Origin of the sequence: Janthinobacterium sp. CG_23.4 (assembly GCF_029892305.1) — a bacterium.
GTDB classification, from domain to species: Bacteria; Pseudomonadota; Gammaproteobacteria; order Burkholderiales; family Burkholderiaceae_D; genus Janthinobacterium; species Janthinobacterium lividum_D.
In genome coordinates, this window is the sequence record NZ_JARXUX010000001.1 from 3321373 (window position 1) to 3341469 (window position 20097).

The following is a 20097-nucleotide window of genomic DNA, read 5'->3' on the forward strand; positions in this document are numbered from 1 at the left end:
CAGGCGAAGCTGGTCGCCACGCGCCGCGCAATCTGAATCAAGCCACGCGGTTCGCGGCCAGGTCCCAGCCACCCGAGGTATTGCCGCCAGCGCCCCCCGTCACTTTTTGCTGCGTGTATTTCCACTTCACTTTCGAGAACTTGAAGCCGACGTGTTCACCCAGGATGTCACCCTCTTCAACGTTCGGCATCACGGCACCGATCAATACATTCTCGATTTCGATCTCAAAGTATTTGACGCGCTCGCCCTGGCCGTCGGCGCGCATGAATTCGAAGCGCGCCTTGGGAATAGTCTTGCCGGCCGAGCAGGTCTGCAACAGGACCGGCGAGGCCAGATCGGCCAGCTTGGAAATGACGATATCCTTGTGTTCGCAGCGTTCAGCCGTGTGGCCACCGCCCGTCGAGGCGGTAGCGGACTTCGGCTGTTCGACGCTCCAGCTGACCGATTTGCACTCGATCCAATCCTTGTGCTTGTCATCGGTGGACTCGCCCTTGATGCCGTCTATCTGCAGATATACATCGATTGCCATGGTGTGCTCCTCTGGTTGAAAGATGGGTGACTCAGGAATTGGTCGACTTCGGCAACTCCGCGACCAGTCGGAGCGAAACAGATAATTCATCGAGCTGGAAATGCGGCCGCAGGAACGACACGGCCCGATACACGCCGGGCCGCCCCGGCACTTCATGCACCTGCACGGAAGCTTCGCGCAAGGGAAACTGCGCCTTCTGCTCCTGGCTGGCGTTATCGTCGAGCAGCACGTACTGCATCAGCCAGCGATTCAGGAAGTCTTCAACGTTGGAGGCGGCGGCAAAGCTGCCGATCTTGTCACGCATCATGGCCTTCATGTAATGGGCAATGCGCGAGACGGCAAAGATGTACTGCAACTACGACGACAGCACCGCGTTCGCATTGGCCGCGTCGCTGTTGTACTTGCGGCTTTTCTGCGCTGACTGTGCGCCGAAGAAGGCGGCATACGCGGTGTTCTTGCAATGCACCAGCGAGATGAAGCCCAGGTCCGACAATTCCTTTTCGCGGCGATCGGTAATCGCTACTTCGGCCGGGCATTTCAGGGCCACATCGCCCTCGTCCGTCTTGAAGGTGTGGGTGGGCAGGTCGTCCACCAGGCCGCCGCCCTCCACGCCACGGATGGCGGCGCACCAGCCGTAATCGGCAAAGGCGCGCGTCAGCTTGCAGCCGAAGGCATACGCGGCGTTACACCATAGATATTTGTGATGGTCGCTGCCGTCGACTTCCTCGACAAAGTTAAAACCTTCGACCGTGGTGCCATCGACAGGATTGAACGGCAGCCGGCCCAAGAAGCGGGGCAAAGTCAGGCCCACGTAGCGCGCGTCCTCGGATTCGCGGAAGGCTTTCCATTTGAGGTACTCGATGGTGTCGAACACCTTGGCCAGGTCGCGCGGCTTGCCCAGGTCAGCGTAGCTCTCCAGGCCAAACAGTTCCGGCGCGGCCGAGGCGATAAACGGTGCATGCGCAGCGGCGGCGATATGCGACATCTGCTCGACGAAATACATGTCTTCCGGCTGGCGAGAAATGGCGAAATCGCCCAGCAGCGCAGCGAACGGCGCGCCGCCAAAGGTACCAAATTCCTCTTCGTAGACCTTCTTGAACATGCTGCTCTGGTCGAACTCCAGCGCCGCCTGGAAATCCTTCACCAGTTCGCGCTTGGTGGCGTTAAACATGCGGATCTGCAGACGCGTGCCCGTATCGGAGTTGCCGACCAGGTAGCGTAGCCCGGTCCAGCTTTGTTCGAGCTGCTGAAACGGCGCCGCATGCATGATTTCGCTCAGCTGGGCCGAGATCATGCGGTCGATTTCCGCTACGCGCGCGTCCAGGGTGGCCGACAGGCTGGTCGACATCAGCAGCGTGCCATCGAGCACCTGTGCCACCAGTTCCGAGATCAGGTCGCGCGCGCGCGCATGTTCGGCGCCAGACTTGGCGACGCGGCTGTGCTCGACGATCTGGTCCAGCAAGTCCGTCGCGGCCGGGGCATCGGCTGCGGATACAGCGAGCGCTTCTGGGGCTTCTGCATGGGCGCTCATCTCAATACTCCTGCCTTGGGAACTGCGGTTTCAAGGTGGCCAGGCTGTCCGTGTTGTTCAGCACTTCCGTCAGCAAGTCTTCCAGCTTGTCGTTGCCGGCCAGCTTGTTGCGCAGGTCGGCCAGCTTGGTGCGCGCCTCGAGCAGCTTGCGCAAGGGGGCGACCTGCTGCACCACCGATTCCGGGCGGAAGTCATCCATCGAACGAAAGTGCAGATCGACGGCAAACGTACCGTCCGCCCCGCTGATGCGGTTCGGCACCGCGAAACGGGCCACCGGCGCTACACCGGCCAGCACTTCGTCGAAGTTGTCGCGATCGATGGCGACGAACTTGCGGTCCTTCAAGCGTTTTTTCTCACTCTCCGGGTTAGCACCAAAGTCGCCCAGCACGCCGACGACGAAGGGCAACTCCTTGTTTTCAATGGCGTCGCCAATCTCGACGTCGTAGGTCATTTGCACGCGCGGGGCGCGTATCTTTTGCAGGCGTTTTTGCACGCTGTCGGACTTGGGCATATCGCTTCCTTTGCAATGGGATGGTGGGGCTGGTGGCTTACTTCAGGCCGCTGAACGGGTCAGCCGCGCCGGCTGGCTGCACCGCACCTTTCACCGCCGGCGTGCCGGAGCCGGATGTGGCAGCGCGCTTGCCAGCGGCCGGCGGGCGTCTGGCCGGCGGCACCAGCACGTCTTCACCGATGCTCGCGCGCAGCAGCTTGGCCAGGTCCTGCGCTTCCGAGCGCAGCGAGCCATTCAGATTGTTTTGCCGCGACAGGTCGGCCAAGGCCTTGCCGGACAGGCGCAGGCCGCTGACAGCGACGATGCTATTGGCGACCTTGTCGTCCGGGTCGCGGTCCAGCGCTTCGAGCGCATGGCCGATGGCGTCGCCATACTGACCGCGGTCGAACTTCATCTGCGCCATTTGCAGCCACGGGGCCTTGTCGGCCGGGTAGCTGCTGCCGCCGCCCTGAAGCAGGGTCATGGCACGCTCGTACTGGCCAGCGCGGGCGGCCGCATCGGCGTCGCTCATTACTTGCGCCAGGGTCGGTGCGGCAGATTTTTTGGACGCCGACTGGTCTAGCGTGGCGCAGGCGGCCAGCAGCAAGGCGCTGGCAAGGCAAGCAATACGGGGCAACATGGTCGCTGGCTTCATCGGGCATTCCTTCAGGTGGAGGACGCTACCGCTGGAAAAGATGGGTGGCGCCTTGGTGGAGGCCATTATTGATCGCCAATTTTTTTGCCAGATTGAGATTAATCAGCAAAGAAGAAGTTCCGCGCTACAGCGGCGAACCGCGCCATGAATCCTGATCTGGCACAGTAATTATCTTGATCGCAGACGGACTTTGCGGCAACGCAAGCAGGCCGCCGGTGCATGCGTTTAAATGGCTGCAGCACGCGTATTTCCACCATTCATTTTTTGCAAAGCAAACCCATGCCACCTGACGCCCCGCTCCGCCGCCTGGCGCGCACCACCCCACTACTGCTGCTGGCCTTGCTGCAGGCCGGTTGCGCAGGCAGCGCCATCGGCACGCTGGCCAACGCGACGCTGCAAATGGCCGGGGTGGCCAAGCCGCCACCCGAACTGCCGGACGCGCAAAAACCACCGCGCAATGTCAGCATCCGCCTGCACGCGGCGCAGCGCCTCAACACCGACGCTGCGGGCCGGCCGCTGGCACTGGTGGCGCGCATCTACAAGCTGCGCCAGAGCGCCGCCTTCGAGCAGACGCCATACGACAGCTTCCTCGACGCGCAGCGCGAAAAGGCCGCGCTGGGCACCGACTTGATGGAGGTGAAGGAAGTGCTGCTGGTGCCGGGCCAGCGCTATGAAGTGCAGGAAAAAGTCAGCAAGGAAGCGTATTTCATTGGCGTGGTGGCCCTGTTCCGCGCGCCTGCGGCACAGCGCTGGCGCGCCACCTTTGCCGCCGCCGACGCGGAACGCGGGGGCATCACCGTCGGCTTGCACGCGTGTGCGCTGAGCGTCACTGGCATGGCCGGCATGGACAGCGGCATGGCGCCGCTGGCGGCCGTGCGCTGCCAGTAGCGCAGTGGCGGCAGCAGCGGCGCACCACACATTCAAGGAGAAGCGAGATGGGCATGGCAGCGAAAGTCTTGTGGGGCGAAGGCCTGTTCCTGCGGCCGCAGCATTTCCAGCGCCAGGATGAATATCACGAAGCACGCCTGCATCACACGGCCCGTGCGCTGCACCCCTATCTGTGGGGCGTGGCGCAGATGCAGTGGGACCTGGCGGCACTGAAGACGGGCACCTTGCGCCTGCAAGCGCTGTCGGCGATCTTCCGCGACGGCGAAGTGTTCGAGGCGCTGGGCGACGGCGTCCCCGGCAGCGATCCCCTGCCCGCGCCGATAGACCTGGAGTCGCTGCCGCCAGCGGTGCAGGAAGTGACGTACTACGCGGCCCTGCCGATTCTCAACCGCGAGGGCATGAATTACACGGCGCAGACATCGGCAGCAGGTACACCTGCAGCCACGCGCTTTGCGCATGCCATGCATGCCACGCCGGACCTATTTACGCAGTCCGCCGTCGCCGACGTGGCGTACCTGAAGAAAACCGTGCGCCTGATTCCCGATAGCGAGGCACGCGGCTGCTACGACTGCCTGCCGCTGATCGCCCTGCGGCGCACGGTGTCGGGCGGCTTCGAGCCGGTGCCAGGGTTCATGGCACCCAGCCTGGCGATCGCCGGCGCGCCGCAGCTTCAGTACGTGCTGGAACATCTGCTCGACGCTCTGCAGGCAAAGGTCAGCGCGCTGCACGGCCATCATCGCGAACCGAGCCGCAACGTGATCGAATTTCGCTCGGGCGACGTGTCCTCGTTCTGGCTGCTGCATACAGTCAGCACGGCAGCGGCCGCGCTGATGCACTATGTACGCCATCCGGCCTTGCATCCAGAGCGCCTGTATGAGGCGCTGCTGGGCCTGGCCGGTGGCCTGCTCAGCTACTCCAAACACTACACCCTGGCCAGCCTGCCCGCCTACGATCACGCGCAGCCGGGCGCCTGCTTCGACGCCATCGACACCATCATCCGTGAACTGCTCGACACCGTCATCTCGTCGAAATATTTTTCCATCGCCCTGATCGAGGACCAGCCCTCGTATTACCTGGGCAAGCTCGATTCGGGCAAAATCGACCAGCACACCACCTTGTACCTGGCCATACGCGCCGCCATGCCCGCCATCGAACTGGTGGACGTGGTGCCGCTGCGCGTCAAGGTGGGCGCGCCCGACGACGTGGAAAAATGCGTACTGAAGGCCATGCCCGGCCTGAAACTGTCGCATGCGCCGCAAGTGCCGGCCGCTATCCCCGTGCGCCCCGACACCTATTATTTTGCGATTGAAAACCGCGGCGCGCTGTACCAGCACATGCTCAAGGCGCAGTCAATTTGCGTCTACGTGCCGGCCGGCATACGCGACCTGCAGCTGGAATTGATCGCGGTGACGGCATGAGCCAGCTCATCGAACGGCGCGCGGCGCCCTCCCTGCTGGGACCACGCGGCTGCGCACCGGCCGGCCGGCATGCAGGCAGCGCCCTGCTGGACCTGATGCACGAAGGCTTTTACATGCTGTTCATGCTCAAACACGGTTCGGCCCCCGGCGACGAGCAGAACTTCATGGAGCGCATCACGGCCTTCCTCGACGACTTCGCGCACGAAGCAAAAAAGATCCGCGCCGATGGCGACGATATCGAGGCGGCCAAGTATGCATTCTGCGCGGCGGTCGACGAAATCATCCTGGCCTCACCTTTCGCCCTGCGCAAGCAATGGGAGCGGCGCCCGCTGCAATTGCTGATCTTTGGCGACCAGCTGGCCGGCGAACACTTCTTCGACCGCCTCGACGCCTTGCGCGGCAAGGGCGCCATGCGGGTGCAGGCGCTGCAAGTGTTCCACATGTGCCTGTTGCTGGGATTCCAGGGCAAGTATGCAATCGACGGCGGCGAAAAACTCAGCTACCTGACGGCGCGCCTGGGTGACGAAATTGCCCACATCAAGGGCAAGAGCCGTGGCTTCGCACCGCGCGCGGAACGCCCCGATCAGGTGGTCAATAAACGCGGCAGCGACATGCCGCTATGGGCACTGTCGAGCTTTTTCGCCCTGCTGGCCATCTGCGCCTACCTGGGTTTGAAAACGCATTTGACGCGCGGCACGCAAACCACCCTGGCCGCGTATGCAGACCTGGTCAAGCTGGCGCCAAGCCCAGCGCACCTGACCATCACACTGCCTTGATTATTATGCGCTGATCATTGCGCGATCCTGAACTCGATGCGCCGGTTTCTGGCCCGGCCAGCGGCCGTGGCGTTGCTGGCGACGGGACGGTCTGGTCCCTGGCCAGAGACCAGCACCGTATCGGCCACGACGCCCTTGCTGGCCAGATAGGCGCGCACGGCCTCGGCGCGCGCCTCGCTGAGGGCCACGTTGCTGGCGCGCAGGCCAATGTCGTCCGTGTGGCCGATCACCTCCACCTTGCGGCCCCGCAGCTTGAGCATGACGGCCGCCATCTGGTCGAGGATGACCAGGCCGGCCGGCGTAATAGAGGCCTTGCCGCTATCGAATTCGACGATGCGCTTGTCGAGCGTGGCGTCGAGCAAGCCCTGCTCGGCCTCGGCCGGCCTGACGCGCAAGCCATTGTTGACGATATAGGTGGGATTGAGACTGGTGGCGATATCGCTGGCGATCTGCTGGCGCTGCGCCTCGTTCGCCACCTCGCCGCGCACGCTGACATTGTTGCCGGCGATGCTGATCTGCCCGCGCGAAATGAGCTTCAGGTTCGGCGCGATCAGCTTCTGCACGTAGGCGTTCCAGTTGGCGGGCACGGCAACGTTGCCGATGGCGATCTGGTCGACCACGCGCTCGGCGCCATACAGTTCGCGCAGGCGGGCCAGCACGGCCGCCTTGCCCGCCTCGTCAGCCAACGTGCCGGTGACGAGGATTTGCCCCGGCATCGGTGTCTGGGGTGCATGCGCCTGCGCCAAGGTGCGCCAGGGAACGGCAGCGGCCAGCAACAGTAGCAAGAAAACGCGTGGCTTCATGACAATCCTTCAGGCAAAGGTAGCGGCAAACATGGCGCAGGCCGAGTGCAGCGACAGCTGCTCCTGCTGCAGGCAGGCGGAAAACTGGCGCAAGGCCGCAGCGTCTCCCAGCTGCTGCTCAACCCAGTCGAGCTGGTCGAGCACGATCAGACGCTCACTGCCGGCCTGCGGATCGATCAGCGCGCGCAAGCCGTGCGGGTCGGCGCCGCAAAAGCCGATCACCAGCACGGGCGCTTCATCGATGTACGAGAAAAACAGCGCCAGTTCGAAATCGGCCTGGCGCAGGAACGGCGCGACCATGTGCAGCCAGAAGCTGGCCACCAGGTCGCGCAGCTGCGCCTCGTGCGGCAGTGGCAGCACCAGGCTTTTCTCCAGGCGCGGCAAGCCGCTCTGGCGCACCGGCTGCAGCAGCAGGCCCAGGCCCAGCAGCAATTCGCGCACCGTCACCGGGAAGGCGGGCGAGGCCAGCATCGCTTGCAGGTCATGTACCGTCTGCGCTTGCAAAAAGGCGGCCAGCCGCGCCGCGTGGCACGGCGCGGCCGGCTCGACTTCGACCACGTTGCCGGCCAGCGCCAGCAGCGCAGGCCCTGGCTCGACGCTGGCCACGATGCCTTGCGAGAGCTGCTCCACCCGCTGCCACAGCGGTGCCAGCACCAGCGGGCTGCAGGCGACAAAGGCCTCGGCATCATCCACTTCCAGCGCGCCCATGGCCATGAATGGAAAGCGCCGCTGCGACTGGTCATTACTCGCTTCCAGGCGCCCGGCGATGGCGCGCCGGCTGCGCGTGCCGACGAAGGCGAAGCGCAGCGGCGGCAAGACGTCGTAATTGAGCTTCCAGCGCGGCTCCACCGTCAAGGCATGCATGACCTGCGCCAGCCAGTCGTCGAGCAACTGCACCAGCGCGTGATTGTCGCAAGCCTTGATGAAGTCGCCGCGTGCGGGAATCTTGCCAAAGTAGCCGAGGCGCACCTGCTGTGCCGTGTGCATCATGGCGCCACCCCGGACGCTGCAGCCGCGATGACCGGCACCGCTGCACTAGCCACGACAGGCGCGCCCGGCGGGCCGACGATGGTCTCGGGCAGCTGCATGCCGCGCAAGCCCTGCTCCTGCACCGCCGCAGTTCCACCCGCGCCCGTCGTCTCGGCGCTGCTGGTGATTTTCAAGTCGACCGCCACCGCTACCTCGCCGCGCACCCAGCGCAGTTCGAACACGCCGCCTTCCTTGCGCTTTTTGCTCGCCGCATCGATCATGCGCTTCAAGCCGAACTGCCCGGGCTCGTTGAATAGTTCCAGCGTGCGACCGTCGAAGGTGACGGCGGTGATGCGCGCGCCCTGCATGCCGGCCGCGCCTTGCGGGCCTGGATGCACCATGTTCGTCCACTGCGCCGGCGTATTGCGGTAGCGCAGCTGCTGGCCGTCGATCTCCAGCGTATACTCCAGAGTCCCCGGTGCGGGCGACGGCTGGATCTGGAATACGGTTTGCGCGGCCGTCGAGGCGGACGCCACGCCGCCCGCGCCCAGCGGCGCAATCCAGCCGGGAAAACGCGCCACCACCTGCGGCGACAGGCTGATACCCATGTCGGCCCAGGTGCGCGGCGCCAGCACGTCGCCGCGCCGCACCACCAGGGGGCCCATGGCGGTGGTGACGAACTTTGCCACCAAGCCTTCCGGGCCAAAGAACTGGCCAATTTCAAGGTTGCTCGCCTCGATGCGCGCCGCTGGCGCAAACGGATATTTGTTGGCCAGCGATTTCTGGAACGGTTCATACACCTGCGCCGCCCAGGTCTTGTTGATATCGAGTTCGGCCGGCGCAACGATGACGGCAAAGGTCTGTATCAGCGGGCGCACGAGGATGGGACGGATGGCCTGCTTTTGCGCGTCGCTCATCCCCGTGAGCAGCTGCTCGTCGACCAGTTTCAGGGCGTCGGCCAGTTCGGAACCGCTACCCTCGAGCGTTTGCTGCATGAACTGGCGCGCGCCCGGTCCTGCATCGCCCTGGTTCTTCAGCAAGTTCAAACGGCTGCGCAGTTTCGACAGCGCCTCCAGATACGCGCGCATCAGCGTCGCATTGTTGTCCCTGGCCGCCACCAGCTTGCCCACGCCGGCGAATTCGCGTCCCACGGGGCCCATGGGCTTATCCAGTCGGGCCGGATCGAGCTGCGCATTGAGGCCTGGATTGGCCGTCATCTGCGATGGCGCGCGGCGCAACACGGTTTCCTTGAACCAGGCGATCATGCCCCTTTCAGCCTTGCGCAATTGCGTATGTTGCAGCGCCGGGTTGTCCCACGAGGTTTCGTCGTAAATAGTCGTGAGCAGCTTGGCAATCGGCGACGCTTGCGGGTCGCCCAGGCGGTTCATGGCTTGCACGGCACCGTCAAAACCTTTCAGGTCGGCGACGGCGACACCTTGCACGAATTTTTGCCACTCGCGCGCGTAGTCGGCCTTGTACATGGCGACCAGGTTTTTCTCGATCTGCTCCGGGCTGCCTTCCAGAGTCAGGTCGTCGGTGGAGGCGCTTTTCAGCACCCAGTCGGCGCTTTGCAGCTCGCGGTTGGCGGCGTCGCGAAACGCGGCCTCGACGAACTTTTCCCATGCCTGGCGCGTAAAGGCGCCGGAGACGGCGTAACTGCCCGCCAGCAGCGTTTGATCCTGTTCACCGACGATGCGCGCCACCGTCATGCCGGGAAAGCGCGTCGAAGCGCGCGCGCGAATGTCGGCATACACGCGCTCGCGCGCCGGCATGCCGCGCACCACGCGGCGCAGGTTTTCGCGTGCCTGATCGACCAGCGCCAGCTTTTGCTCGATGCGGGGCCAGGACGGGTCGCCGATCTGCGCCAGGTAGAACGTCAGCAGCCGCTCGGCGCTGCGTATCATCTGCTCGCGCGGCATGGCGCCCCGATTGCCTTCCAGCCAGCCGCGCCAAAAGCGCGTCAGCTGGTCATTCAGGTGGCTACTCTCGGCATGCGTCTTATCGGCCAGCATCAGATAGGTTTTCAGCGCATTGTAGGCATCTTCCACATTCGTCGCGCTGGCCGCCTGGTACTGCACGCTGCGTGGCGCGGCAGGTGATGCCGCGCCTGGCGTCTGCGGCGTACGCACCGTGGGCTGCAGTTGCTCGGCGCTGGCGTTCATCTCGAACAGCAAGGCTTCCAGCGCGCCCGCCACGGGGGCCAGCATGACATGGCGCGCGCCGGCGAAATATTCCTCGCGCAGCTTGCGCTCAAGCAACTCCCCCTGGTACAGGCCCAGGCGCAATGACCACGGCCGTTGCGTGCGGTACGCTTCCAGCTGCTCGATGCGGTCCTGCAAGATTTCCAGCGCTTCCAGGCGCGACTGCAAGTCCAGGCGCCGTTCCTGCAGCCGCACCACCTTGTTCAGGTCGGCCTCGACATTGGCCACCAGTTGCCGGTTGCCCAGATAGGACCAGCTCCAGCCGCCCAGGCAGGCGCCCAGCGACACCGTGGCGGCGAAGAACAGCGCATATTTGAAGCGCAGCTTGGCGCGGTTGGCATAGTTGGCCACCAAGTGCTGGTCGGCAAAAATCACCTTGCGGAACAAATCGAGCAGGAAATAGCCATACTGGTGCGCGCCTGCTGCCACTAAGGCCGGGGCCGGGTCCGGCGCGAAGCTGAGGTCGAAGCGGCGCGCCACCTGCTGCGAAGAGGCACTCACGGGTACGCCCTCCTGCAGCGCGCTGGTGAAATAAAAGCCGCGGAACACGGGCTGGAACTGGAATGGGTTTTCCTCGAACAGGGTGGCAATGAAGGCACGCAAAGCCGGCTTGATGGCGGCAAACTCCAGCGGAAACGTAAATACCCCGGGTGCCATCGTCTGGCGTTGCCGGTGCGCCATATTGGCCAGGCTCAGCTCCGTCAAGCCATCGTGCAATTCATCGAAACTCTGGTCGAAAAACGTCAGCAAGTCGGCCGTGGACAGCTTGCGCTGGTAAGCCATGGTGGCGCCCCATACGCGCTCGCGCTCGCTGCGTTCGGCATCGGCAAAAAACTCTGTAAAGCCGGCGATCAGGTCGGCCTTGCTAAACACGATGTACAGGGGCGCAAACACTTCCAGGCGTTCGATGACATCCTGCACCCGCTTGCGCAGGCTGCGCGCCAGTTGCATGCCGACATCGGGGTCGCCTTTCAATTCGTCGATACTGACGGCGATGAGGATGCCGTTGATGGGTGCCTTGCGCCGGTATTTTTTCAACAGGTCGAGAAAGCCGAACCACTCGCCGCGATGCTCGTCAACGACGCAGTAGCGTCCTGCCGTATCGAGCACGATGCCGTCCGTGGTGAAAAACCAGTCGCAGTTGCGCGTGCCGCCCACGCCTTGCACAATCTTGCCGTCAGCGAAAGGGAACTGCAGGCCCGAGCGCAAGATGGCGCTGCTTTTGCCGGCGGCCGGGTTGCCGATGATCATGTACCAGGGTAATTCGTAGAGGGCGGCGGCGCCCGATTTGAGACCCAGCTTGGATGTCTTGATGGTCTCGATGGCAGCCAGCATGCCCTTGCGTAGGGCGTCGAGTTCACCTTGCTCGCTGCTGTTGGCCGTCGAAGCCGAAGCGGCCTGTGCGGTGGCGATCTCGGCCTCGTTGAGGATGGCTTGCCCCAGCGCCTGGGCATGGCGGCGCGCGCGGCGGCGGCGCCACAGCCATACGCCCAGCCAAGTGAATAAGGCCAGCAGCAGCAAGGCCAGCGCCCAGATCAGCGCCACTTCCAGCAGCTCGGCCCCCAGGTACAACGACACGGCCAGCGCCACGAAGCCAACGATGGTCAGATTGCGGCTGTCGGTGAGGAAATGGCAGATTCGTCGCAGCATGATGAGTCCAGGATGAGGTCGCAAAGCAGATTGACGCCGCCGTGTAACAAGACGGATTCGGCCTATCCTGACAGCAACACGGCGCGCCTTTGTTGACACAAGACAAGTACCAGGCGCCAGCGCATGACAGGCGTAGGCGTACCATTGACGCTGCGCAAGCAAGCTTGCAGCTGTGGAAATGATGGCGCAGCGCGGCGCTAGAATGGCTGGCGCGGCTTACTTGCCCAGCACGCGCGGTTGCGGCAATTCCGTGTGGCCAAAATCCATCATGGTCCAGCGCCCGCCCCAGCGCAGACCCACCGATTCGGCCGTCACGCCATAGAGACGGTAGCCGCGCATGGCCCAGGCATTTTTTTCAGAAATGATGAGCTTTCCTTCATGCATGAATGCGCAATCGGCAGCCAAGCCATACTGGTGATAACTTTGAAACGCCCTGGCGTTGGTCACGTTCGGGCCGGCCGCCGCCAGTTGCTCCTGGCGCGCCGGGCTGCGGTAGCCTTCCAGCAAGACCATGTCATAGCCATGCACTTCCTTCATGATCTTGAAGACCAACAGCAGGCGCTGCGCATAATCGTGGTCGAGCAATTGCCAGTTGCGGCTGGCGCCGCCCAGCAGCGGGCGCAGCTGCGTCACTTCCGCCGTGGAAAACAGCAGCGGTGGCAGGCTCAAAGGCGGCACCAGCTGCTCGCCTTTGAGCAAGTCGCTGACCTGGTCATTGATGACGTGCTGCCGGTCGGCATAGCCGCGCAGGGCGATGCGGTCGCTGGACAACCACGCCAGCAAGGGCGGCACGATGACCAGCGCGCTGCCTGCCAGGCTCAGCCAACGATGCTGCAACAGCAGCTGCCAGGCGCGCGCCATGCCCGAGCCCGCGTACCGCTGCATACGCTGCCATTGCGCACTGCTGCCGCCCTTCAGGTGCTGCGCGCGCCGTTGCATGCGCCAGCCCAGGTTGACGAGCGTGTGCAACACGATGGCGCGGCCGCCAGGAAACAGCAGCAGCCAGCAAGCAAAACAGGCAAGCAGGAAATACATCAGGATCAGGGCGACGAACATGGGGCGCTCCGTGACAAGGATAGTCGGGGCCGGGCAGCGTGCTCGGCGGTATCGCTAAATCGTAGGCGTGCGTCGCCAGCACGAGCGCGGTATACATCAAGGTCAGTCGCGTTTGATACACTGCGGAGGTGATATTTTGTCTTTACTAAAAACCGGTGATGGCCAGGCGCGCGTGCCTGACTTGCGCAGCAAGGCCGGCACGACTGGCGTGCACCTCGAAGGCAAGGGCATCTTGTCGCAGCTCGAACACGGCGTCAGCGGGCCCTTGTCCATGCCAGCGCTGCGCTGGCGACCTGGCTGGCGGCACTGGAGCGCTGGGGCGCTGTGTCTGGTGCTGCTGATCACGGCCATGCTCGCTGATGACACGCGCAGCACGTCTCTGCCCCTGCCGCCCACGCCCGCCACGGCTATGAGCATGGCAGCGCCCGCACTGCCGCCGCCAGCGGCAGCAGTTGTCCCTGCATCAGCGGCGCACGCAGCGACCATCGTCAATACGGCGGGCCCGCCCTTGCCTGCACTCGCCGCCACCGCAGCAAGCACGAGCGCAAGTGCGCCACGCAAGGCCGCGCGCGCGCCGGGGGCAAGGCCTGCCGCCGCGCCCGGCGACAGCGATGTCGCCCTGCTGGCCGCGATGGTCGCCCATGCGCACCGGCAAGAAGCCACGGTGACGCCCACGCGCGACGTGGTGCTGCGCAAGCAGGGGCAGGCACAGGAACGGGAACAGGAACAGGAACAGGAAACGATGGAACTGTTGCAGCGCTGCAAGCAGTTGGGCCTGATCGAAGGCATGCTGTGCCGTTCGCGCATCTGTTCAGGCCGCTGGGACAGCGACCCCGCCTGCCATTAAGGCTGGCGCGCCCTATGCGAGCTCAGGCGGGCGATGCACACACCGGGCAGCACGACGGTGATGGCGCACAAGAGCGCGCCCGACGTCGGCAAGGCCGCCTTGGGCAGCAATGGCTTACCGGCCTGCTGCAGACTGACTTGCGCGCGCCAAACTTCAAGGCGTGGCGGCAGGCGCCCAACGCTGACAGTTGCATGCCCGGCACGCACGCATGGCATTCGATGCAGACGGGCTAGTCACGGCTATGCAACAGCAGGTGATCGAGGCTGTCACAGGATGCTCGGGTGAGCGGCAGCATCCATGCGGCCTTGTAAAAAGCCTTCCATCAGCGCCAGCAAGGCCTGCGGCTGCTCCTGGTGCGGCGTATGGCCACATTGCTCGACCATGGCGGGCACGGCGTTGAGCGCCTGCGCCACGATCGTGTCGACCTGGGCCGCGCTAGCGTACTGATCCTCGCTGCCCTGCACCACTAGCGCCGGGCATTCGACGGAAGGCAGCAGGTATTCGATGTTCCAGAACTGAAACCCATAGCTGAGCCAGGTATCCGACCAGGCCTTGAAGATGGTCTTCGTCTTGTCGCCATGGTATGCCGCCAGCGCGCGCAGCTTGCCCTCGCTGAACGCCGCGTCCGCCACGCGGATGCCATCGAGCGTGATGCCCTCGACAAACACGTGCGCCGCCTCGGTAATAATGCCGCGCAAGCGCTGCGGCTGCTGCGCCGCATAAATGAGGGCGATGCTGCCGCCATCGGAGTGGCCGATGAGAAAATGGTCCTGCCCCGGCAGCAGTGCAGCGAGGACCTGCGGCAGCTCGCACAGCGCGTAGTCGTGCAAATAATGAATCTGGCGGCGCGCCGCCAGCGGCGACGACTGCCCGTAGCCGCAGCGGTCATACAGCAAGCCACGGCAGCCCGTCGCCTGGCACAACTGCGCGGGGAAATCTTTCCACATCGCACAACAGCCTAGCCCCTCGTGCAGGAATACCAGGCAGGGCTTGGCGGGGTCGCCTTCGATCAATTCATAATAGATATCAGTTTCGGCACTCAGGTTCAATATCGGCATGGGCTAGGCTCGCAACGGATTTTGCATCGACAGGTCGGCTGGGCCTATTGTGCCATTGTCCTGCGCAACATGCGTGGCATGCGCATAAAAATAGCCGACTGGAAACGATCTTGTGGCGTGCCTGCAAAGGGTTTGCGCCAGCACAAGCGTGCGCCGTTTTTCCGCTGGCCTTGCGCGCTTTTTGACCGCGCGTTTACCTAGAATGACTTACTCCAACAGCATGGAGCAGGCGTTTACCCTATCAGCCTGGACGTGACACTGGCCGTCACGACAACAGATCGGGCGTCTTGCCGCGCGACGTCAGGCGCGGCGTCCAAACTATCGATCAGGAGTACATCATGGAAATGAAAGTAGAACATCGCACCGGTAGCAACCTGGCCCCGGAAACCACCGATTTGCCGATGGAACAGGAAGGAAAAAGCGCCAAAGGCGCTGCCGCACAGAACTTAAACCTAAGCTCAGCGGCCTTCACCACCTATTACACGTGGAGCGCCAATGGCGTGCATCCTTCGATCAACTTCGCCAATGCCAACGTGAAAGCCAATTCGCGCGTATTAATTAACATCAGCGAATATGGCGCGAATGCCCAGGATCGCTTCATTGGCGCGGCGCGCATGGCCGTGTACAACATCGCCCCGTACAACGGCGGCTTCCGTGCCTGGGTCGATATCGCCTGGGGCAGCCCGCTCAAAGTGCGTTTCGACGTGTTTGTCGATCCCTGATCCACGCAGCACCCAGCGTGCGCCGGCCACCAGCGGGAAAGCACGCGCATAGAAAAAAGGGCCACGTGTTGCTACGTGGCCCTTTTTCTGCTTGCTGCTTGTTCTGGCTCCCCGACCTGGACTCGAACCAGGGACCTGCGGATTAACAGTCCGTCGCTCTACCAACTGAGCTATCAGGGAATTGAGGCCGAATTATATACGTCAATATTTCTCATGTCCAGTGCTCGCTGTCAGCGCAAAGTAGCGATGTTCCCTCTGCGCCAAGTACAGATGTCCGCTGGCATGTATCCAAGCGGAGGATAGGATATTGATCAAGATGACGAGCAAGGACTTGCTGCGCAACTAGGTAATGACGCAGCTGATGGCAGACGCGCATCGGCAGGACGAGGCGCTGACGCCAGACAGGGCGAGCCCACAGGTAGCGGCCGCGTCCGTCTGCGCAGCGCCACGCAAGATAGTAGAATAGGCATGCCTTGCCTATATGCAAGGCGCTCAACGGCATGTCGGCAACGGGGCGTCAATCACGTCGCCGAGCGGACATGCGCTTGCAAGGTTCACCTTGCCCGTGGTTTACTGCTCTCGCCCGACATGACAGAATCAAGCGCACCCCTGGTTGACAAGCACAGCAGCGGCGACAGTTCGGCGACAATTGCCGAGCATATGGCGGCAGCCATCGTGGCGCGCCAATTACCGCCTGGCACGCGACTGCGCGAAGAGGCGCTGTGTCGACTGTATGGCGTCAGCCGCACCAAGATCCGCGCCGCCCTGCTGATCCTGTCGAAAGACAAACTGATACGCATGGTGCCCGACAAGGGCGCCTTCGTCAGCCAACCAAGCGAAGCGGAAGCACGCGACATCTTTGCTGCGCGGCGCATCGTCGAGGCGGCCCTGGCGCGCGAATTCGTCGCCCGGGCCAAGCCTGCCGACTACCGGCTGCTGGAACGGCACCTGAAAGCGGAGCGCCTTGCGCTGGCGAAGGCGACGCCGATGCGCTCGCAACTGCTGGGTGACTTCCACGTCTTGCTGGCCGACATCGCCGGCAACGCCGTGCTGCGCGACATCGTGCGCGAACTGGTGGGCCGCAGTTCGCTAATCACCATGTTGTACCAATGCGGCCACGCTGCCGCCTGCTCGTACGACGAACACGGCCGCTTTCTCGAGGCCGCGCGCAGCGGCGACGCGGACCTGGCGGCGCGCCTGATGGTCGAGCACTTGACGCATGTGGAAGCGGCCTTGCGCTTCGACGGCAGCGCCAGTGACGACAAAAAAAACCTGGTGGCGGCGCTGCTGATGTGAACAACGCCAGCATCAAAAAAGGCCGCCCCTGCGGATGCGAAGGCGACCTGTCTGATGCGGCGGCAACTGCTTGCCAGCAAGCGGATTATTCGCTCAGATAAATAAACTTGAACAGGAAAATGGCGGCAATGATGTAGGCGACGACCGACACTTGCTTGCCCTTGCCCGTCAACAGTTTCAATACGGCGTAGGTGATGAAGCCGAACGCGACGCCGCTGGCGACCGAATACGTGAATGGCATCATCAGCGCGGTGATGGCGGCCGGGATGCTTTCCGTGCTGTCGTCCCAGTCGATATAGGTCAGTTCGCGCAGCATCAAGCAGGCCACGTACAACAGCGCTGGCGCCGTCGCATAAGGCGGGACCGTGTGCGCCAACGGCGCAAAGAACAGGCTGCCCAGGAACAGCAGCGCGACGGCCACGGCGGTCAAGCCCGTGCGGCCACCCGCTTGCACGCCGGCCGCGCTTTCCACGAAGGCCGTGGTACTGGACGTGCCCAGGCAGGCGCCGGCAGCAATCGCCGTGCTGTCAGCCAGCAAGGCCTTGTTCATGCGCTCCATCTTGCCGTCTTTCAGCAAGCCGGCGCGGTTGGCCACACCCATCAGGGTGCCTGTCGCATCGAACAATTCGACCAGGAAAAATACCAGCACCACGTTGACGATGCCGATCGACAGCGCGCCCATGATGTCGAGCTTGAACAGGGTCGGCTCGATGGCGGGCGGCACCGAGACAATGCCGTTGAACTGATTGCCGCCAACGAAAAAGCTGGCGATGGTAATGGCGAGGATGCCGATCAAGATGGCGCCCGGCACTTTCAGCCGGTCCAGCGCGACGATGATGAAGAAACCGAGGATGGCCAGGATGGGCGCCGCCTGGTGCAAGTCACCGAGGGCGATGATGGTGGCCGGGTTGGACACTACCACGCCCGCGCTTTTCAAGGAAATGATCGCCAGGAACAGGCCGATACCGACAGTAATGGCCGTGCGCAGCGCGGGCGGGATGCTGTTGATGATCAACTCGCGCACCTTGAACAGGCTGACCAGGATGAACAGGCAGCCGGAAATGAAGACGGCACCCAGCGCCACTTCCCAGCTCATGCCCATGCCCTTGACCACCGTGTACGAGAAATATGCATTCAAGCCCATGCCCGGCGCCAGCGCGATCGGATAGTTCGCGTACAGGCCCATGATCAGGGTGCCGATGGCGGCCGCCAGACAGGTCGCAACGAAGACGGCGTCTTTCGGCATGCCCGCGTCGCCAAGAATGGATGGGTTGACGAAGATGATGTAAGCCATCGTCAGGAATGTGGTCAGGCCGGCCAACAGCTCAGTGCGCACATTGGTCCCGTTGTCCTTCAATTTGAAATAGCGTTCCAGGAACTGCATAATTAACCCCTTGTTTTGGTAAAACCGCGCGCCTGGTCTTGGACTATGCGCATCTTTTTTTCTTGCAACAGCTCATTACTTGCTCGGCGCGCTGGCCGGCTTGAAGGCCCACCAGCGGCTACCCGCAAAATTCCAGACCAGCCCGATTCCCGTCGCCAGCACCTGCGCCAGCCAGTAATACCAGCCCAACTGGTGCACCAGCAACCACATCAGGCCAGTATTGATGCACCAGCCTATGCCCAGCAAGGTGAAATACTTGCTGGCCGCCTCGCCATGCCCCTTCTCGCTTTTAAACGTGAAGAAGTAATTGAGCAGGTAGTTGACGACAGAACCCATGATGTAGCCGATGCCAGAAGCGGCGGCGGCGCTGATGCCAGCCCATTCCACGCCGCCCCACAGCACGCTGTATTGCACGGCCGTACCGGAAGCGCCGACGGCGGCGAAACGCAAAAATTGCTGATACAGGGAATGGGACATGGTCAATTTTCAAATGAGACGAAAGAATAAACAGGCTCGGGGCAGAATAAAAAATGGCTACGATTGCTCGTAACCATTTTTCAGCCTGCATTTTACTGCAAGTTGCGCCCAACGTTCATATTCTCCGCCGCGGATTCCCCGCTTTGCCCCTCAAGCGCTGCGCCTGCCGCTGACCTACGCATTGCCCTTCGAGCTTATTGCTGGGTGCCTGGCGGTCCCTATGGCACATCCAGCGGGCGATATGAACGCTACACGCAGGACCTGAAACGCAAAAAGCCCAACCGGTAAAGGCTGGGCTTTTTTCTACTACATGTTCTGGCTCCCCGACCTGGACTCGAACCAGGGACCTGCGGATTAACAGTCCGTCGCTCTACCAACTGAGCTATCAGGGAAAAGAGGCCGCATTTTATAGGGTAAATTTTGCGATGTCCAGATTACCGCGTGAAAAATGTGTATTTTCCCTGTCTCAAGGTATCCGGCGGCGCTCAGCCGTAATCAGCCCGGATGCGCTTGTGGATAGTAGTCAACGACCAGCACCCGCCCCAGCCATGGCTTGAGCTGCTGAACAAAGGCGAGATGGGCAGCATGGGACAAATACACGTCGCGCGCGCCGGCGTCATCAAAGGTCAGGGTAAAGCAATCGGTAAAGCCATCATCGAGGCCTTCCGGGCTGACATTCGCCCCCCATTCAAATTGCCGCACGCCGGGAATGCTGTGCTGGAGCTGCGAAAACGCATCAACGAGTTCGGCATGCTTGGCGGGAGTAATCGCGTCGAGGAAGTCGCACAGAACGATGTGGCGCAAGGCGGAAGTACAAGTCATGATTGGGAGCTCCTGAGATGATGCATTCAGGATAGCGCAAAACGCGATCATGCACAGGCAAGCGCTGCTGTCTGCGCTGCACAACAAAAAAGGCCATGTTTTTCAACATGGCCTTCCGAATTCTGGCTCCCCGACCTGGACTCGAACCAGGGACCTGCGGATTAACAGTCCGTCGCTCTACCAACTGAGCTATCAGGGAAAAGAGGCCATATTATATAGGGCAAGTATGCACCTGTCCAGATTCCCATAGGGAAATTCTTCGTTTTCCAGCGGACTCGTCCTTGCGGCGGAAAACAAAAAAGGCCACGTTTTTCAACGTGGCCTTCCGAATTCTGGCTCCCCGACCTGGACTCGAACCAGGGACCTGCGGATTAACAGTCCGTCGCTCTACCAACTGAGCTATCAGGGAAAAGAGGCAATATTATATATCGATTTTCCCGTATTGGCAAGATTGATACTACACCTCAAGCAATACGGCTGTCACCGACTTTCTACTGCCATCAGCGCAACATTACATGCATCGCC

General features: G+C 62.6%; 18 protein-coding genes, 4 tRNA genes and 1 pseudogene. 6 read left to right on the forward strand and 17 right to left on the reverse strand.

All coding sequences use genetic code 11. The annotated features are described in order from the left end of the window. Positions 1 to 37: 37 nt before the first annotated feature. From H4V96_RS14900 to H4V96_RS14915, 4 genes and pseudogenes are all read right to left on the reverse strand, one after another. Positions 38 to 529, reverse strand: coding sequence for a type VI secretion system tube protein Hcp (locus H4V96_RS14900; protein WP_010399822.1), 492 nt, complete (start codon positions 527 to 529; stop codon positions 38 to 40). A gap of 31 nt (positions 530 to 560) precedes the next feature. After that, a pseudogene (tssC, locus tag H4V96_RS14905) lies at positions 561 to 2060 on the reverse strand (type VI secretion system contractile sheath large subunit). A 1-nt stretch (position 2061) separates the two neighbouring features. After that, positions 2062 to 2571 carry a type VI secretion system contractile sheath small subunit gene (gene tssB, locus H4V96_RS14910; RefSeq protein WP_196855855.1) on the reverse strand — a complete coding sequence of 170 codons (510 nt, stop codon included), beginning with the start codon at positions 2569 to 2571 and terminating at the stop codon, positions 2062 to 2064. Positions 2572 to 2608: 37 nt separating this feature from the next. After that, positions 2609 to 3205, reverse strand: coding sequence for a lipoprotein (locus H4V96_RS14915; protein WP_043462483.1), 597 nt, complete (start codon positions 3203 to 3205; stop codon positions 2609 to 2611). A gap of 279 nt (positions 3206 to 3484) precedes the next feature. Here H4V96_RS14915 and tssJ point away from each other — a divergent pair, with 279 nt between their 5' ends. Genes tssJ through icmH form a run of 3 tightly spaced genes read left to right on the forward strand, consistent with a single transcriptional unit; the run spans position 3485 to position 6287 of the window. Next, on the forward strand, positions 3485 to 4093 hold the full coding sequence (tssJ, locus tag H4V96_RS14920) for a type VI secretion system lipoprotein TssJ (protein ID WP_196855856.1): 609 nt from the start codon (positions 3485 to 3487) through the stop codon (positions 4091 to 4093). Between the two features lie 47 nt (positions 4094 to 4140). Next, positions 4141 to 5511 (forward strand): type VI secretion system baseplate subunit TssK, encoded by a 1371-nt coding sequence (tssK, locus tag H4V96_RS14925; RefSeq protein ID WP_196855857.1) that lies wholly within the window; start codon positions 4141 to 4143, stop codon positions 5509 to 5511. Further along, the gene (icmH, locus tag H4V96_RS14930) at positions 5508 to 6287 is read left to right on the forward strand and encodes a type IVB secretion system protein IcmH/DotU (RefSeq protein ID WP_196855858.1); all 780 of its coding nucleotides are present in this window, start codon (positions 5508 to 5510) and stop codon (positions 6285 to 6287) included. The genes tssK and icmH overlap by 4 nt, the downstream gene beginning before the upstream one ends. A 14-nt stretch (positions 6288 to 6301) precedes the next feature. On the opposite strand, the gene H4V96_RS14935 is transcribed toward icmH, so the two are convergent. The 4 genes from H4V96_RS14935 to H4V96_RS14950 all read right to left on the reverse strand — a co-directional run bounded on the left by H4V96_RS14935 (position 6302) and on the right by H4V96_RS14950 (position 12966). Further along, positions 6302 to 7090 (reverse strand): OmpA family protein, encoded by a 789-nt coding sequence (locus tag H4V96_RS14935; protein WP_196855859.1) that lies wholly within the window; start codon positions 7088 to 7090, stop codon positions 6302 to 6304. Positions 7091 to 7099: 9 nt separating this feature from the next. After that, on the reverse strand, positions 7100 to 8080 hold the full coding sequence (gene tagF, locus H4V96_RS14940) for a type VI secretion system-associated protein TagF (RefSeq protein ID WP_010399830.1): 981 nt from the start codon (positions 8078 to 8080) through the stop codon (positions 7100 to 7102). Further along, complete coding sequence (gene tssM / locus H4V96_RS14945) at positions 8077 to 11910, reverse strand: type VI secretion system membrane subunit TssM (RefSeq protein WP_196855860.1); 3834 nt, start codon at positions 11908 to 11910, stop codon at positions 8077 to 8079. The genes tagF and tssM overlap by 4 nt, the downstream gene beginning before the upstream one ends. 216 nt (positions 11911 to 12126) lie before the next feature. Next, positions 12127 to 12966 carry a M15 family metallopeptidase gene (locus H4V96_RS14950; RefSeq protein WP_010399833.1) on the reverse strand — a complete coding sequence of 280 codons (840 nt, stop codon included), beginning with the start codon at positions 12964 to 12966 and terminating at the stop codon, positions 12127 to 12129. Between the two features lie 136 nt (positions 12967 to 13102). On the opposite strand from H4V96_RS14950, the gene H4V96_RS14955 reads away from it, so the two are divergent. Then, positions 13103 to 13813 (forward strand): hypothetical protein, encoded by a 711-nt coding sequence (locus H4V96_RS14955; protein ID WP_196855861.1) that lies wholly within the window; start codon positions 13103 to 13105, stop codon positions 13811 to 13813. On the opposite strand, the gene H4V96_RS14960 is transcribed toward H4V96_RS14955, so the two are convergent. Together H4V96_RS14960 and H4V96_RS14965 are read right to left on the reverse strand one after the other, a co-directional pair. Further along, positions 13810 to 14028, reverse strand: a complete 219-nt coding sequence (locus tag H4V96_RS14960; protein ID WP_280721028.1) for a hypothetical protein — start codon at positions 14026 to 14028, stop codon at positions 13810 to 13812. The two genes, H4V96_RS14955 and H4V96_RS14960, sit on opposite strands and share 4 nt — an antisense overlap. Positions 14029 to 14079: 51 nt before the next feature. After that, positions 14080 to 14871: an alpha/beta hydrolase gene (locus tag H4V96_RS14965; RefSeq protein ID WP_196855863.1), complete on the reverse strand. Its 792-nt coding sequence runs from the start codon at positions 14869 to 14871 to the stop codon at positions 14080 to 14082. A 338-nt stretch (positions 14872 to 15209) separates the two neighbouring features. Here H4V96_RS14965 and H4V96_RS14970 point away from each other — a divergent pair, with 338 nt between their 5' ends. Beyond that, the gene (locus tag H4V96_RS14970; protein ID WP_280721029.1) at positions 15210 to 15593 is read left to right on the forward strand and encodes a hypothetical protein; all 384 of its coding nucleotides are present in this window, start codon (positions 15210 to 15212) and stop codon (positions 15591 to 15593) included. 104 nt (positions 15594 to 15697) lie between these two features. On the opposite strand, the gene H4V96_RS14975 is transcribed toward H4V96_RS14970, so the two are convergent. Next, positions 15698 to 15773 (reverse strand) — tRNA-Asn (locus H4V96_RS14975). A gap of 408 nt (positions 15774 to 16181) precedes the next feature. Here H4V96_RS14975 and H4V96_RS14980 point away from each other — a divergent pair. Next, positions 16182 to 16889, forward strand: coding sequence for a GntR family transcriptional regulator (locus tag H4V96_RS14980; protein ID WP_043462374.1), 708 nt, complete (start codon positions 16182 to 16184; stop codon positions 16887 to 16889). 85 nt (positions 16890 to 16974) lie between these two features. Here H4V96_RS14980 and H4V96_RS14985 read toward each other — a convergent pair whose 3' ends face one another. From H4V96_RS14985 to H4V96_RS15010, 6 genes are all read right to left on the reverse strand, one after another. Beyond that, positions 16975 to 18273: an NCS2 family permease gene (locus H4V96_RS14985; protein WP_070346505.1), complete on the reverse strand. Its 1299-nt coding sequence runs from the start codon at positions 18271 to 18273 to the stop codon at positions 16975 to 16977. Between the two features lie 75 nt (positions 18274 to 18348). After that, entirely contained in the window at positions 18349 to 18750 is a 402-nt protein-coding gene (locus tag H4V96_RS14990) for a GtrA family protein (RefSeq protein WP_010399844.1), read from the reverse strand. A 316-nt stretch (positions 18751 to 19066) separates the two neighbouring features. Continuing rightward, positions 19067 to 19142: transfer RNA gene (locus H4V96_RS14995), tRNA-Asn, on the reverse strand. 103 nt (positions 19143 to 19245) lie between these two features. Then, positions 19246 to 19572, reverse strand: a complete 327-nt coding sequence (locus H4V96_RS15000) for a Dabb family protein (RefSeq protein ID WP_010399846.1) — start codon at positions 19570 to 19572, stop codon at positions 19246 to 19248. 123 nt (positions 19573 to 19695) lie between these two features. Further along, positions 19696 to 19771: transfer RNA gene (locus H4V96_RS15005), tRNA-Asn, on the reverse strand. Between the two features lie 134 nt (positions 19772 to 19905). Continuing rightward, positions 19906 to 19981, reverse strand: a tRNA-Asn gene (locus tag H4V96_RS15010). Positions 19982 to 20097 lie beyond the last annotated feature (116 nt).

Bases quoted from the DNA above. Each gene is read 5' to 3' on its own strand.
- tssM (WP_196855860.1), bottom strand. From the start codon at position 11,910: ATGCTGCGACGAATCTGCCATTTCCTCACCGACAGCCGCAATCTGACC.
- tssK (WP_196855857.1), top strand. From the start codon at position 4,141: ATGGGCATGGCAGCGAAAGTCTTGTGGGGCGAAGGCCTGTTCCTGCGG.
- tagF (WP_010399830.1), bottom strand. From the start codon at position 8,080: ATGATGCACACGGCACAGCAGGTGCGCCTCGGCTACTTTGGCAAGATT.
- H4V96_RS14935 (WP_196855859.1), bottom strand. From the start codon at position 7,090: ATGAAGCCACGCGTTTTCTTGCTACTGTTGCTGGCCGCTGCCGTTCCC.
- H4V96_RS14980 (WP_043462374.1), top strand. From the start codon at position 16,182: ATGACAGAATCAAGCGCACCCCTGGTTGACAAGCACAGCAGCGGCGAC.
- H4V96_RS15000 (WP_010399846.1), bottom strand. From the start codon at position 19,572: ATGACTTGTACTTCCGCCTTGCGCCACATCGTTCTGTGCGACTTCCTC.
- H4V96_RS14950 (WP_010399833.1), bottom strand. From the start codon at position 12,966: ATGTTCGTCGCCCTGATCCTGATGTATTTCCTGCTTGCCTGTTTTGCT.
- H4V96_RS14965 (WP_196855863.1), bottom strand. From the start codon at position 14,871: ATGCCGATATTGAACCTGAGTGCCGAAACTGATATCTATTATGAATTG.
- tssJ (WP_196855856.1), top strand. From the start codon at position 3,485: ATGCCACCTGACGCCCCGCTCCGCCGCCTGGCGCGCACCACCCCACTA.
- H4V96_RS14985 (WP_070346505.1), bottom strand. From the start codon at position 18,273: ATGCAGTTCCTGGAACGCTATTTCAAATTGAAGGACAACGGGACCAAT.
- icmH (WP_196855858.1), top strand. From the start codon at position 5,508: ATGAGCCAGCTCATCGAACGGCGCGCGGCGCCCTCCCTGCTGGGACCA.
- H4V96_RS14900 (WP_010399822.1), bottom strand. From the start codon at position 529: ATGGCAATCGATGTATATCTGCAGATAGACGGCATCAAGGGCGAGTCC.
- H4V96_RS14960 (WP_280721028.1), bottom strand. From the start codon at position 14,028: ATGCCATGCGTGCGTGCCGGGCATGCAACTGTCAGCGTTGGGCGCCTG.
- tssB (WP_196855855.1), bottom strand. From the start codon at position 2,571: ATGCCCAAGTCCGACAGCGTGCAAAAACGCCTGCAAAAGATACGCGCC.
- H4V96_RS14915 (WP_043462483.1), bottom strand. From the start codon at position 3,205: ATGAAGCCAGCGACCATGTTGCCCCGTATTGCTTGCCTTGCCAGCGCC.
- H4V96_RS14970 (WP_280721029.1), top strand. From the start codon at position 15,210: ATGGAAATGAAAGTAGAACATCGCACCGGTAGCAACCTGGCCCCGGAA.
- H4V96_RS14990 (WP_010399844.1), bottom strand. From the start codon at position 18,750: ATGTCCCATTCCCTGTATCAGCAATTTTTGCGTTTCGCCGCCGTCGGC.